At 35.8% G+C, this 14,750-nt stretch carries 8 protein-coding genes and 1 other RNA gene; 1 reads left to right on the top strand and 8 read right to left on the bottom strand.

Features of this window, described 5'->3' with window-relative positions:
• Window positions 1-13: 13 nt before the first annotated feature.
• From dnaX to LrDSM24759_RS00985, 4 genes are all read right to left on the bottom strand, one after another.
• Window positions 14-1,861 carry a DNA polymerase III subunit gamma/tau gene (gene dnaX / locus LrDSM24759_RS01000; RefSeq protein WP_117117573.1) on the bottom strand — a complete coding sequence of 616 codons (1,848 nt, stop codon included), beginning with the start codon at window positions 1,859-1,861 and terminating at the stop codon, window positions 14-16.
• A 54-nt stretch (window positions 1,862-1,915) separates the two neighbouring features.
• An RNA gene (gene ffs, locus LrDSM24759_RS00995) (signal recognition particle sRNA small type) lies at window positions 1,916-2,010 on the bottom strand.
• Window positions 2,011-2,022: 12 nt separating this feature from the next.
• Window positions 2,023-2,532: a tRNA adenosine(34) deaminase TadA gene (gene tadA, locus LrDSM24759_RS00990; protein ID WP_117117571.1), complete on the bottom strand. Its 510-nt coding sequence runs from the start codon at window positions 2,530-2,532 to the stop codon at window positions 2,023-2,025.
• A gap of 15 nt (window positions 2,533-2,547) precedes the next feature.
• Entirely contained in the window at window positions 2,548-3,162 is a 615-nt protein-coding gene (locus LrDSM24759_RS00985) for a class I SAM-dependent methyltransferase (RefSeq protein ID WP_117117569.1), read from the bottom strand.
• A gap of 104 nt (window positions 3,163-3,266) precedes the next feature.
• Here LrDSM24759_RS00985 and LrDSM24759_RS00980 point away from each other — a divergent pair, with 104 nt between their 5' ends.
• Window positions 3,267-3,494 (top strand): hypothetical protein, encoded by a 228-nt coding sequence (locus tag LrDSM24759_RS00980; RefSeq protein ID WP_117117567.1) that lies wholly within the window; start codon window positions 3,267-3,269, stop codon window positions 3,492-3,494.
• A gap of 45 nt (window positions 3,495-3,539) precedes the next feature.
• Here the strand turns inward: LrDSM24759_RS00980 and LrDSM24759_RS00975 are convergent, their stop codons facing one another.
• From LrDSM24759_RS00975 to LrDSM24759_RS00960, 4 genes are all read right to left on the bottom strand, one after another.
• Complete coding sequence (locus LrDSM24759_RS00975) at window positions 3,540-4,403, bottom strand: ion transporter (RefSeq protein WP_117117565.1); 864 nt, start codon at window positions 4,401-4,403, stop codon at window positions 3,540-3,542.
• A gap of 92 nt (window positions 4,404-4,495) precedes the next feature.
• Window positions 4,496-7,531 carry a mucin-binding protein gene (locus LrDSM24759_RS00970; protein WP_117117563.1) on the bottom strand — a complete coding sequence of 1,012 codons (3,036 nt, stop codon included), beginning with the start codon at window positions 7,529-7,531 and terminating at the stop codon, window positions 4,496-4,498.
• A gap of 338 nt (window positions 7,532-7,869) precedes the next feature.
• The gene (locus LrDSM24759_RS00965; RefSeq protein WP_117117561.1) at window positions 7,870-10,062 is read right to left on the bottom strand and encodes a mucin-binding protein; all 2,193 of its coding nucleotides are present in this window, start codon (window positions 10,060-10,062) and stop codon (window positions 7,870-7,872) included.
• A gap of 364 nt (window positions 10,063-10,426) precedes the next feature.
• A complete protein-coding gene (locus LrDSM24759_RS00960; RefSeq protein ID WP_117117559.1) occupies window positions 10,427-14,632 on the bottom strand; it encodes a mucin-binding protein in 4,206 nt (1,401 codons plus the stop codon).
• Window positions 14,633-14,750 lie beyond the last annotated feature (118 nt).

The following is a 14,750-nucleotide window of genomic DNA, read 5'->3' as shown; positions in this document are numbered from 1 at the left end:
TTACATTTGTATTTTAATCTTTAATTTGTGCTAAATCACCAAATAGGTCTTTGGCTTTTTCTACTACTTCTTTTTGCTCTTCAGCACTTGCATGGACTTGACCATCATCTTTTTCTTCTTGCTCACTAGCCTCCATTTTTTTAAGTTTTTTAGCTAGTAGCTCTTCTTTATGACTGGCTACAAAGTCCTTTCTAACCTGTGCCCAAGCTGAATCAGCTACTAAAACAATATCATAATTATGTTGAGTTAGCCGAGCAATATTACTTTCTAATTGATTTACTAGATCGTTATCTTTATTTGCCCGTTCGAACCATAATTCATACTTACATTTTAAAACAACTTGACTTGAACTAGCAGCCACAGGTTCCAAAACTTCTAAAACTGCTCTTTGAGATACCTCAAGCATTGTTAATAAATCAGGCCAAACATCTTTAATAGCCGTAATGTCTTGCTTAGTGGCATTTTCTAAAACATGGTAAACTTTACGACGATTATTTTCTTGGGCCGCTTGGGTATTATTTGGACGTTTAGTAGTCTTTTTCTTCTTAGGTTCTTGCACATCAGCTTGTTGATTTTGCTCTGGCTCATTGGCTAATTTTTTCGGTTGGTAGTTATCAGTAATTTTGCCAGAAAAATCATTATTAGTAGTTGTCCGTGACGGTTTTCCCAAAGCAGCAACTTGCTTTTTTAGTTCGGCAACTTGTGCTTGTAGTTTAGCAAAATCAGCATTACTGCTATTAGTCGTCTGAACAGGTGTCGATTCTGCTTGAACTGGATTAACTACTTCATTACTTTGTTTTTGCGCTGCCTTTACAATAAATACATACAGCGGTATTTGTTGCTGGTTAGTAAAACGTAAATCATTCAGTGCATCGTTTGCCTGATTAACAAGTTGAGAAAACTTAGTTTGTTTTATTTCCTTAACTTCTTCTAAATAATTATCTGTCAGAAAATGTTCTTCTTGCTGCCCCTTAACTGCTAACATTACGCGAACAGTTAATTGAATAAGTCCATCCAAGATATTTTGACTTGAAGAGCCATTTTGAATTAATTCTTTAACTAAACCTAAGGCTGTTTGTGTTTGTTCTTGTAGCAATTGTAAAAGAAGCTCTTCTATCTTAGCCTGGTCAGCATAGCCCGTGATTTTGAGCGCATCTTCATATTTCACCTTATCTTGATCATAAGATAAAATCTGATCCAAGATACTTAAAGAATCACGCATCCCTCCATCAGCGATTTGAGCAATTACTTCAAGTGCCTTTGGCTCAAAATCAATTTTTTCTTGACCCAAAATATACTGCATTCTAGTTACTAAATCATTTTCACTAATCCGCTTAAAGTTATAACGCTGTGTTCGTGAAATAATTGTCGCAGGAACTTTTTGTAATTCAGTAGTTGCTAAGATAAATACTACATGTTCCGGTGGCTCTTCGAGTGTCTTAAGTAAAGCATTAAAAGCACCCATTGAAAGCATATGAACCTCATCGATAATATAGACTTTGTACTTTCCTTGGGTTGGAGCATATTTGACCTTATCACGAATATCCCGAATCTCGTCAACTCCATTATTTGAAGCTGCATCAATTTCAATAATATCGTTCATTGAGCCTTTATCTGCAGCAAGACAATTTGCACATTCATTACATGGCTCACCGTCTTGAAGATTAGTACAATTTAAAGCTTTAGCAAAAATTTTAGCACAGGAAGTTTTACCTGTTCCACGCGGACCTGCAAATAAAAACGCATGAGAAATTTTATTACGCTTAATAGCATTTTTTAAAGTATCAGTGATCGCACCTTGACCTACTACATCGTCAAAGGTTCTTGGTCGCCATTTGCGATAAAGCGCTTGATAAGCCATTTTGCACCTCTTAACTAAAAAACTCCTAACTCTCAAATAAGAGCCAAGAGTTGTTGGTTACTACAAAAAAAGGCACATACCCAAGCAACCTTAGTGCTGCTACCTTCCGGTCCTGACACGATTCAGAAGATGGATATTGCCTACAGATATAATAGCGTATTTTAAGAATTTTTTCCACCATTATCTGTCGTTTTTGCTTGCTTTTGTTTTTGTCTTATTTGTCTAAAGAAATCTTTTAATAGTTGACTAGCATGTTCTTTATATAAGCCACCATAAACTTGCGGATGATGGTTAAATTTCTCTACTGAAAATAAATCAATGGTACTCCCAGCAGCTCCAGCTTTAGGGTCAAAGGCACCATAAAAAACATTGGCCAAACGAGAATTAATAATTGCACCTGCACACATCGGACACGGTTCTAGCGTCACAAACAAACTACAATCATTTAGACGCCAAGAGTTGAGTTTTTTACAAGCTTCACGAATTGCAATCATTTCAGCATGTTGGGTTGCATCTCCATCTAATTCACGGCGATTATAACCCGCGCCAATTAATTTTCCATTTTGATCTAATATCACTGCTCCAATTGGAACTTCGTTTTGAGCTTGGGCAAGTTCTGCTTGGGCAAATGCCAAATCCATTCCTTTTTCTTTTTCAGCCTTACTTAGCAAAAATAGCTTCCTTTCTTATTGTTTGCGACTAGCCAAAATATAATAACCCTTATCTCGTTTAAGGATTTCACAATTACCAAAAGTTTGGGTCATTAATTTCTTGGCACTTGGTGCACCCTGCTTTTTTTGAAGTACCGCTAATAAAAGTCCTTCATCTACTAAATATTCTTTGGCACCCCTTAAAATTTCATCAACTACTTTTTTACCTGCCCTGATAGGAGGATTAGTAACAATTAAGCCATAACTTCCAGATACATTTTCATAGCCATTAGAATCTAAAATTTTTACATTATTAATATCATTTAAACTAGCATTTCGTTTCGCCAGATTTAATGCACGTTCGTTGACATCCACCATTGTTACTTCTTGGTTAGGCCAAAACTTAGCTGCAAACAATCCAATTGGTCCATAACCACAGCCAACATCCAAAATACCACATGCTGGAAAGGTTTGCTCTTTCATTTCCTTAATTAAAACTCCCGAACCATAATCAATTCTGAGCTTAGAAAATACTCCTGCATCAGTGGTAAATTTTAAATCAATATTGTCTACATGATAATCAACAAGATGTTCATCATGTTTGGCGGTAGGATCAGTTGCAAAATACATTTGATTTTTTTCTTGCTTCATCATAAATCTCGATTTCTATCTAATATTATCTTATCTTAATATATCTTCTTTCACCCTAAGTGTGGTAACCTAGAGATAAAGAATAAAGATATAGGAGAAGAAAAATGGATCTTTCAATTCCAATTTTTATAGTTTTACTTGTTATTGCAGTTGCTGCCTTAATTATTGGTTTTGCAATTAAAGGTAAAGATAAAGTTTTCGGTCAAGAATTACAAACTAGTCGTCAAACCTGGGCTAGATTTTGGATTACTGCTGGTTGGACAGTATTACTCCTTTCCGTAGTTTACTTTATCTTCGGCATCATTTTACACTTGTACTTAAGATTATATTAATTTGAGCTACAAAATACAAAGGGCATCCTCACTAGGGATGCCCTTTTATTTATCCTCTTTACGTTCTTTAAGCCAAGCCTTAAACTTCTTCCAATCTGAATGATGAGGTTGATCTTGTAAGGCATCAATTTGAACTTGCATTTTTTGATTAGCCTTCATCAAATCTTGGTTTTGTTTTTCAAGCTTATCTAATTTATCCAAGATCAGATTTAAGTTATCAGTTTCTGATTTTGGTTTAAGTGGCTCTTGCACTTGTTTACGATCTCTACGCATTAAGTAAGCAGTGAGCGAACTTGTTACCAGCCCCATTACACCGACTCCCACTAAGATCATAATTAAGACAACGCCTTTTCCAATTAAGGAATCAGGAGTTAAGGTGCGACTGGAAATATCACCATAACCAACTGTACTTGCAGTTGTAACAGCCCACCAAAAAGCTGTATCTAAACTTACATGTTCAGTAATTGAAATAGCAACCGCACCCAACATAATAAAGGCCATCGCAAAATAAAGGATATACAAGATACCGTTAGTATGCCAAATTTCTCTTAATTTGCCCATTAACCCAGCTAAACGAATAAGTCTTAACAGCCGAAAATAAAGTCCCACATCTCCTAACTTGGCTAATTGCATTCCACTAAAAACAAGACCTACTGGAATAATTGCTAATAAATCAAAAATATGAGTTGCAACAAAATGCTTTTTGTCTTTTGCTTTAGCTAAGCCAATAAAATAATCAATTGCAAAAATAATTAAAATTAAATTATTTACCCAGAACCATTTAGAATCGGGCGAATTAATATTAACAAATCCCGCAAAATCCATGAAGATTAAGAGGATATCCCAAATTGCTAGAATCGCAATGATCCACTTATAGATCATCTGTCTATTCAAATATTTCTTAATCATACTTTTATTTAAACAAATCCACCTATTTTATTCAAAAAAATAATCTATTAATAATGTAAAAAAGAGATTCTTCTAAGAATCTCTTTTTCTAACTACTTATCTTCTTTTCTGCGGCTAGCTAAACCGAAGATACCTAATACTGAAGCAAATGCTCCGGCAATTACTGCCATGACTGAGGTCTTTTCGCCAGTTTGTGGTAATGTTTCTTGTGCTGCGTGTGGCATTGGCACATCGTCATTATCACTTGCGTGAACTACTGGTACTTCGCCTTCGGCTTCTGAAACTGGAGTTTCTGGAGTAGTTGCGTGTGGGGCCGGTGTTTCATCTGGTTCTTCTGGAACTTCAGGAGTTTGTGGGTGTGGCATTGGTACATCTACACTTGGTACTTCTGGAGATGGAATATCTGGAACATCAGTATCTGGGTTTGGTTGTGGATGTGGTTCTGGAGTTGGGTTTGGATCAGTTGGTGTGGTTGGTACAACTGGTTCAGTTCCTTTAGTAAAGTGAACTTCAAAGGTTTGACCACCTTTTACATATACTTCTTTACCGTTTTCAAAGTTGCTTGAGACAAACTTATAACCTTGAGCTTCATAATCTGCAATAGTTGCAGTAGTGGTATATGTCACATTAGAACCTACGGCACCACCTACTTTTACTTCTGACATTGTCTTACCAGTAGTGTCATCGATATATTTAATTGTATCAACGGCTGCTTCTGGTTGGTTTTCTACTAATGGTGGAACTGTTGCAGTTTCTTTCTTAGTATAAGTTACTTCAGTATCTTTACCTGGGTTTTCAGGAGTAACAGTAGGAGTGTTAGGAATGTAACCAGGAATTTCTGGTACAGGTTCATTAGGGGTTACCTTTGACGGATTGGTTGGATCCGTTGGATATTGTGGAGTTGGTGCATTTGGAATCTTATGACCATTTGGATCAACGGGGATAATATGTCCATTTTCGGCATAAATTACAACTACTTTGCTATCAGTACTCTTACGAGTAATTGCAATGCTGTCAACATTTACACCATCTTTAGAATCTGCACTTACACTTACTACGTGATAGCCCTCAATTACTGGAGTAGTTACACTAGCTAAAGTGCCTTTATCTGGTGTCCAAGTTAAATTCTTGATCCATTTACCAGTTACTTTATCTAATTCACCACTTGCAGTAAAGTTAATGCTTTGAACAACTTCTTTAGGAGTTTTATCTCCAGCACCTACATATGTAATAGTACGAGTTACTGTCTTTTCAAGGTCTGCCTTTGAAGTGCCTTCTGGGTACTTAGGACCGTTACCATTAGGATCATCTGGATTAAGTGGTTGGCCCGGTTTACCTGGATTATTTGGATTTACTGGTACAATGTCATGCGTGAAAATCACTTTAAAGACATTGCTGCCATTAGTGAATGTTTCATCACCGTTTTTGTAATCGCTTGAAACTAATTTATAGCCTTGATTTTCATAGTCTTTGATTGTTGCTGCAGTACTATAGTCAATCTTTTGACCTACTTCACCAGTAAAAGTATCACTTGACAAAATTTGTTTATCTTTAGGAAGAGTATCATCGATATACAATACTGTGCCGGCTACTTCTTTGTTATCTACAGGTGGAGTAGTTGGAACCTTGGTTTCTTTCTTAGTATAAACAAAAGTCACATTATACTCATAAGGAACAAAACTACCACTAGTAGCACCATAAGTTTTGGTTAAAACATAGCCAGGAATATCTTTAGCTTCTACTGACCAATGTCCTTCTGGATGCCAGTGATTTGATTCATCAATACCATTATTAGTTTGATCTGGATTATTAGGATTTTGAGCAACTTCTATTGAAGGTTGAATTTCGTTGTTATTTTCATCAACATAATGAACTTTGACAGGTTTATTAGGAATTAAGTTAACTGAAATTCCAGCTTCGTTAAAGTTGAAGTAATCACTATTCTTATGATAATTAAAAGTTCCAACATAGGTATAACCTTGTCTTTGATAGCGATCAATCATAGCTTGAAATTTAGCTTCAAGATCACCATTTTCTTCTCCGTAAGTTACACCATATATACCGGTAGCATTAACTCCACCAGGTAATTTTTCCCACACTGGGCCAAACCATTGGCCATCTACACTTGCTCCATCCTTAATATCTTTGGGATCTTCATTATTAGTGATCTTCTTATATTTAAATTGGACAATAATAGGATTTGCATTATCTGCTGATTGAACTTGATCATAGTAACCAAGATATTCAGGATCAGAAACTAATTCATAGCCAGGAATATCAATAGCATGAACTAAGAATTTTGAAGTTCCTGGATACATAATATCGCCCGCAGCATTAGCAATACTTTGACTACTTGAAGTATTTGAACCTACTCCTGTAGTAGATAAAACTTTACCGTTTTCTTCATTTACATATTCTACATAAACTGGTGAAAGTGGTGCGTAGTGTAAAGTAATATCAACATCATGACCATCTAAATAAGCCACATTACCTTTCATCTTAAAGTTAGAGGTAATAGCTTCTGGGTTCAATAACTTATATCCAGTTGGGGCCATTCCCAAAATACCTACCGGATCACTAACTTTTACTTCTTGATTAAAACTACCGTTAGTTGCAGGTAATTTTCCAGTATAAGTTAATGGTGCATTGGTTACATCATTCCAAAAGCTAATATTAACTTGATATGATTGCTTTTCAGGAGCTTTATTAGTTGAAGTTTTATCTTCATCATTATTATTTTGAGCTGCCTTGGCAGCGGCTACTGCATTATCATCATGTGAAGTTTCAGACTGAGCAACATCCTTAGTACTCTTTTCATTAGTAGATTGACTTACCTTATTAAGCTTAGTAGAAGTCTCACTAAGAGTTGAAGTATTGGCGGCAGATGATTGTGCAGTAGTTTCTGCAGCATCCAGTTGATCCTTATCAACTTCATTATTAGTTACAGCTGTAACTTGTTCATCTTTTTTAACTTCAGCTGCATGAGCTTGACTTGTTTGGGTACCCAAGTAAAGGGAAGTTCCCAACAATACTGAAGCAGCCCCAACTGTTAATTTTCTAATACTAAAGTGATTGTTACGTTGAGCACTTTGTTCAAACTTTTTCACCTTATTATTTTTTGAAACCATCTTTGTCCTCCGATTTATAATGTCTAATAATTTAATAAGCATATATTTAATATAACATTCAAAATTAGTAAAGCAACGCTTTTAAAATAACATCATTAATGTTGAGCTAATACCCATTATGGACTGCTTTTTTTGTTTTGATAACATATATTCCGTTTTATGCATGTACTAATGGTAAGTTTTAAATAACATAGTCATTTAAACTTAAAAATATTTTTATAAAAAATTTTAAATTAGTGTCATTTCTTATTTTTTTATTTTTGATTGTGAATTTTAGATTTTTACAAAATAAAAAAGAGATTCCTCTAAGAATCTCTTTTTTCTAACTACTTTATTAATTACTTATCTTCTTTACGACGGTTAGCTAAACCGAAGATACCTAATACTGAAGCAAATGCTCCCGCAATTACTGCCATGACTGAAGTCTTTTCACCAGTTTGTGGTAATGTTTCTTGTGCTGCATGTGGCATTGGCACATCTTCATTATCCTTCACTTCACTTGCGTGAACTACTGGTAGTTCGCCTTCATCTCCTGAAACTGGTGTTTCTGGAGTAGTTGCGTGTGGTGCTGGTGTTTCATCTGGTTCTTCTGGAACTTCAGGAGTTTGTGGATGTGGCATTGGCACATCTACACTTGGTACTTCTGGAGCTGGAATATCTGGAACATCAGTATCCGGATTTGGTTCTGGATGTGGTTCCGGAGTTGGATTTGGATCAGTTGGTGTGGTTGGTACAACTGGTTCAGCAGCTTTAGTAAAGTGTACTTCAAATGTTTGACCACCCTTTACATATACTTCTTTACCGTTTTCAAAGTTGCTTGAAACAAGCTTGTAACCATCTTTTTCGTATTGAGCAATAGTTGCTTCAGTTGAGTAATCAACCTTAGTTCCTACTTTGCCTGCAACCTTAACTTCTGCCATAGTTTCCTTAGTAGTATCATTAATATATTTAATGACATCAATTGCAGCTTCTGGCTTAGTTTCTTCTAGTGGTGGCACTGTTGCAGATTCTTTCTTAGTATAAACAAAGGTTACATCATAATTATATGCAGTATACTTACCAGTTGTTGCACCATAAGTCTTAGTCAATGCATAACCATCAATATCCATAGGAGTCACAGTCCATTGTCCTGCTGCATGCCAATAATTCTTGTAGTCAATCCCGTTATTAGTTTGATCTGGATTGTTTACATTGCTTTCAACCACAGTTGGATCATGTAATTTATTACCAGCTTCGTCTACGTAATGAACAGTAACCGGTTTATTTGGAATCAAATTATAAAAGGTTCCAGTTTCACCTGAGTTATAAACTTCATTGCTCTTATGATAATTAACAGTTCCTACATATGAATAGCCTTGTTTTTCATATCCACTAATTAAATTTTGAACCTTTTGATCAAGATCGGCGTTATAGTAAGCAACTCCATTTTCAAAATGGAATGGAAGTTTAAAACCACCTGGTAAACTTTCCCAGTTTGGTCCAAACCATTGGCCGTCTACATTAGCACCTGAAGAAATCTTCTTAGGATTATCATTTTTAGAGACTTTTTTATATTTAAATTGAACAATAATTGGATTCTTATTACCTTTTGTTTGAGTTTGATCAAAGTAACCTACATATTCAGGTTCAGAAACCAATTCATAACCAGGAATATCGATAGCATCAACTGTAAATCTTGAAGTTGCAGCAGATGAAATAACTCCGTTAGCGTGGGCAAGACTTTCACTAGATGATGAAGTTGCAGTGAAACTTGTTGTTGATAAAACTTCGTTATTATCTTCATCTACATATTGAACTTGCACTGGAGAAAGTGGTGCATAATGCAAAGTAATATCTACATCATGACCAGCTGGATATAAGATAGTCTTATCCAAAGTAAAGTTTTGAAGGACTTCATCAGGATTCATTAATTTATAACCTGTTGGTGCAGCACTAACGTTATAAAGAATAGTTTTCTTCTTAGCATCTACTTCATAAACCCCATCTTTAAAATAGTAATTCCAACTACGATCAGAAGGAATAGAGGTTAAAAGAGAATCAGTAGCATCATTCCATGCTGTAACCTTAATATGATAAGTTTGGTTTTGATTAGTTTGAGCAGTTGTTTCGGTTTCTTTTTTATTTGTATCAACTAAAGTTTTAGTTTGATCTTGTAATTTAGTTTCTGTCTTTTTTGAGTCTTGAGAATCCTGAGACTTTTGATTATCAGCCTTTGGTTGATCTTGATTTTTGTTTTCTTGAGCGGCAGTATTATCCTTAACCACATCTTTTTGATCAGATACAACTTCTTTAGTAGAAGTGTTGTCTTTGTTGTCTTCTACTTTATCTTCATTAGCCTTATCAACTACTGCGGTAACTTGATCATCGTTCTTGACCGTATCAGCGTGAACTTGACTTGTTTGTGCACCAAAATATAATGAAGTACCTAATAATACTGAAGCAGCGCCAACAGTTAACTTTCTAATACTAAAGTGATTATTACGTTGTGCGGCCTGTTCCATTTTCTTAACTTTATTATTCTTTGATAACATTCTTTATCCTCCGTCTTAATCGATATCTAATAGTTTAATAAGCATATATTAAATATAACATTAGTTATTTGAAACGCAATAGTCTTAAAATAACGGCTACTTTATTTATATATCAATATGTTTAAGCTGGGTTGATAAGTTATATAACCATAATCTTTATTGATAAAGGACTTTAAAACCAATTTTAGATAACATAGATATAACCTCATTGATATGATTTTTTTAAAAAATATCAAAATCGCGTAGTTTTTTATTTTTTCATAAAATTAAATTATGTAGAATATATTTATACGATCAAAAAAAGAGATTCCCTCTAGGAATCTCTTTTTTTAGATGATTAGATCTATTTATTTAATTAGCTTAATTATTTATCTTCTTTTCTGCGGCTAGCTAAACCGAAGATACCTAATACTGAAGCAAATGCTCCGGCAATTACTGCCATGACTGAAGTCTTTTCACCAGTTTGTGGTAATGTTTCTTGTGCTGCGTGTGGCATTGGCACATCGTCATTATCCTTCACTTCACTTGCGTGAACTACTGGTACTTCACCTTCGTCTTCTGAAACTGGAGTTTCTGGAGTAGTTGCGTGTGGTGCTGGGGTTTCATCTGGTTCTTCTGGTACTTCAGGAGTTTGTGGATGTGGCATTGGTACATCTACACTTGGTACTTCTGGAGCTGGAATATCTGGAACATCAGTATCTGGGTTTGGTTCTGGATGTGGTTCCGGAGTTGGATTTGGATCAGTTGGAGTTGTTGGAGTAGTTGGTACGTAAATTACCGGAGTATCTTCGCCTGGATTTGGTGGAGTTACAGTTGATTGAGTTGGAGTGTAACCAGGAATTTCTGGAACCGGTTCATTTGGTACAACCTTTGCTGGGTTATGTGGATCAGTTGTGTATGGTGGAGTTGGTACATTCTTGATTGGCTTACCATTTGGATCTACTGGGATAATATGTCCATTTTCAGCATAAACAACAATCACTTTACTGTCTTTACTATCATGGTTAACAGAAATGCTATCTACATTTACACCATCTTTAGAATCTGCACTCACACTCACCACATGATAACTAGCTACTACCGGAGTACTTACACTAGCTAAAGTGCTTTGGTCTGGAGTCCAAGTTAATTCTTTAATCCATTTACCAGTTACTTTATCTAATTCACCACTTGCAGTAAAGTTAACACTTTGAACAACTTCTTTAGGAGTCTTATCCCCAGCACCTACATAGGTAATAGTACGAGTTACTGTCTTGTTAAGACTCTTTTCATCAGTACCAGCTGGGTACTTAGGTCCGTTACCATTTGGATCATCAGGATTCAATGGTTCACCCGGCTTACCTGGATGGTTAGGATTAATTGGTTCAATACCGTGCTTGAAGTGGACTTCAAATTTATTACCAGTCTTTTCAAATACTTCATCACCATTAACGAAGTTGCTTGATACAAAGTCATAACCTTCGTTTTCATACTTAGTAATAGTTGCAGTAGTGGTGTAAGTAATCTTTTCACCAATTCCACCTGCAATAGTTGCAGTTGATAAAGTCTTGCCAGTAGTATCGTCAATGTAAGTTACGCTTCCGATTACTGCTTCTGGTTTATTTTCTTCTAATGGTGGTACTGTTGCAGTTTCCTTCTTAATGTAAGGAACTTTTACATTATCACCTGGGTTTGGTGGAGTTGGTACATTGTGATCCTTATTTGGCTTGTCTGGTACATATCCAGGAACTTCTGGAATTGGCACATTTGGTACAACCTTTGATGGGTTAGTTGGATCAGTTGGATATGGTGGTAAATCAGTAGGTGGTACATCTGGAATTTCATGTCCATTTGGATCTACTGGAATAATGTGTCCATTTGGTGCGTAAGTTACAACAACATTGATGTTATTACTATCATGGTTAACAGTAGCTGCATCAACATTTACGTTGTCTTTAGAATCTGCACTAACGCTCACTACGTGGTAGTAATTTACTACTGGTGAGTTTACAGCTTTTAAAGTACCTTCTTCTGGAGTCCAAGTTAACTTACCATCTTGGCTTGTGATATTACCTGCTGCATCAACAGTTACTAAGTTACCAGTTACATTATCAATAGTTCCTTCAGCAGTAAACTTAATATTTTGAGTTACTGTCTCAGGTGCAACAAATGGTTTATCTTGTGCTTCACCATTAACTACATAGGTAATAGTACGAGTTACTGTCTTTTCAAGGTCTTCTTTTGAAGTACCTTCTGGGTACTTAGGACCTTCTGGAGTGGTGATTGGTTCACCTGGGATACCTGGGTGATTTGGATTAATAGGAGTAGTTCCATGCTTGAAGATAACATCGTAAGTCTTACCATTGTTATCTGCAGTAAAGTCCTTACCTGCTTCAGTAAGGCCATTTGATACTAATACATAACCTTGGTTTTCGTAATCAGTAATCTTAGTGTCTACACTATTGGTATCAATAGCTGAGCCATCTGCACCGGCTAATTTTTCAGAAGCTAAAACCTTATTATTATCACTCTGATCAATGTAATTTACAGTGATTACTGCAGCTTCTGGATTAGTGACAGTAGGTGCGTCTCCTGGAACATTGCTTTCATTTTTTGCATATTCAAAAGTTACTTCGTAAGCCCATGGCATGAATTTACCGTGATCTTCACCATAAGTCTTTGATAAGTGATAGCCAGTGATATTCTTCTTAGGAGCAGTCCAGTCACCTTCTGGATACCAGTATTCAGTTGGATTTACACCTTGATTAGTTTGATCTGGGTTATGTGGATTACTTGCTAAAATGACATCATCTGCTAACTGGTTACCATCTTGATCTACATAGCGAACTTTAACACCCCGATTAGGTACTACATAAGTGTTTCCCTTCCCTATACTACTTGGAATAACATCAGTACCCTTGTAGGCAGAGGAACCTGTATTAGCCAATACAGAATACCCCTGATTTTTCCATGTCTCAACTTGAGATTGCAGAGCTTCTTCTAAGCCAGGATATTTTTCGTTTAAAGTTGCAGATGAATTGAACTTCTCTTTATAATTCTCATACTTGTCATAGCTAATAGAGCCCAAAGTGCCCTCAAAGTTTACACTTTCATCATCAGGAAGTAGGGTTCCACCGTTCAAACTCTTAGAGTCTTCATTTTGACTTGTTTTCTTGTATTTAAAGGTAACTACTAATGGGTTAGTACCATCCTTTGTAACGGTTTGAGTATCCACACCAGACCATGTTGGATTGCCAACGATTTCAAAACCTGGAATATCTAGGGCATAAGCATTAATTGGAGAAGTTGCGCTAGTTATCTTAGCCGCAGGATACCCATCTTCATTGATAAGCCCAGAGTATTCTTTTGATGCTTGTTCATAATCTTCATTGATTGGGTAGAATTGTAAATCGCCAAATTGATTAGTATCAATATTTAATTGACTAGAATCAACATTATACGTTACTAAAGTTTTTTCAACAGGATTACCAGCTTCATCTTGTTCTTCAGCAACATATTTAATTTCAATTGGAGAAATTGGGGCATAATAGAGTGTCATATCGACATCATTCATCGTTTTCAGGATGAGTTCATCCTTCTTAGCAGTGATATATGCTGAATTCTCTCCCGGAGCCTGACCCCAGTTCAACATATCTTGAATATCTTCTGGAGCAACAATATTTTTTGGAGTAACTTGGAAATATTTCGTAACTTCTTCAGGATTTAATAATTTCCAACCACTTGGTGCAAAATTAGAAAAGTTAGTCCAAGCTTTAATTGCCAATCCCTCGTCATTATAAATCCCTGTGTTGTTCTCAGGTTTTGCTATTTTAGTAATTTGATCAGGAGTTAAATGCGTGTTGTTCCAATTATCTTTATTAAATGATAGACCTTCGAAGAAGTTTGGATCTCCACTTGTCATCGGATCCATCACTTCACCAGTTAAAGCATTAATCATCGTAACTTTAACGTGATAGTTCTTTTGCCATACATCTGGAATACCATCTTCACCTGGTTGACCTGGATCTTCTGTACCATCCCAGTTATCATCATCGTAATCTTCTAACACACTAAGTGGGTTTACTCCTGAAGTTGAATCTGTAGTTGCTGCTTTACTTTCTTTTACAGCCTTTACAAGCTTCTTAGCATCAACTTTATTTGCATCCTTTTTAGTTTCAATTTTTAAAGTAGTAGTTTCAGTATCTTTGCTTGCAGCACTTGAAGTGGCAACTGAGTTTGCAGCGCTACTTAAAGCTGCTGAACTTGCTTGACTTGCTGCGCTAGATACTGCTGAGCTAGCTGCGCTTGATACTGCTGAACTTGCTGCACTTGAAGTAGTAACTGAGTTTGCAGCGCTAGATTTAGCTGCAGCTGCTGAACTTTCGGTAGCTGCGCTCTTTGCAACTTGAGTAGCCTTAACATCACTTTCACTATTAACTGCAGCATGTGCTTGGCTAGTTTGGGTACCAAAGTATAATGAGGTACCTAATAATACTGAGGCAGCACCTACAGTTAGTTTTCTAATACTAAAGTGATTTTGACGTTGAGCACTTTGTTCAAATTTTTTCACTTTATTATTTTTTGAAACCATTTTTATCCTCCGATTTATAATGTCTAATAATTTAATAAGCTATTTAAATATAACTCACGTTATTTTTTATAGCAACATTTTTAAAATAACGGCTTTTAAAGTCTTAAATATTATGAAA

Source organism: Lactobacillus rodentium, assembly GCF_003423665.1.
GTDB classification, from domain to species: Bacteria; Bacillota; Bacilli; order Lactobacillales; family Lactobacillaceae; genus Lactobacillus; species Lactobacillus rodentium.
Note: the sequence above shows the minus strand (reverse complement) of the source record. Positions and strands in the feature narration are given on the sequence as shown.

What these genes read in the sequence shown, in the direction of transcription:
- dnaX (WP_117117573.1), bottom strand. Translation starts at nt 1,861, where the DNA reads ATGGCTTATCAAGCGCTTTATCGCAAATGGCGACCAAGAACCTTTGAC.
- LrDSM24759_RS00985 (WP_117117569.1), bottom strand. Translation starts at nt 3,162, where the DNA reads ATGAAGCAAGAAAAAAATCAAATGTATTTTGCAACTGATCCTACCGCC.
- LrDSM24759_RS00980 (WP_117117567.1), top strand. Translation starts at nt 3,267, where the DNA reads ATGGATCTTTCAATTCCAATTTTTATAGTTTTACTTGTTATTGCAGTT.
- LrDSM24759_RS00975 (WP_117117565.1), bottom strand. Translation starts at nt 4,403, where the DNA reads ATGATTAAGAAATATTTGAATAGACAGATGATCTATAAGTGGATCATT.
- LrDSM24759_RS00970 (WP_117117563.1), bottom strand. Translation starts at nt 7,531, where the DNA reads ATGGTTTCAAAAAATAATAAGGTGAAAAAGTTTGAACAAAGTGCTCAA.
- LrDSM24759_RS00965 (WP_117117561.1), bottom strand. Translation starts at nt 10,062, where the DNA reads ATGTTATCAAAGAATAATAAAGTTAAGAAAATGGAACAGGCCGCACAA.
- LrDSM24759_RS00960 (WP_117117559.1), bottom strand. Translation starts at nt 14,632, where the DNA reads ATGGTTTCAAAAAATAATAAAGTGAAAAAATTTGAACAAAGTGCTCAA.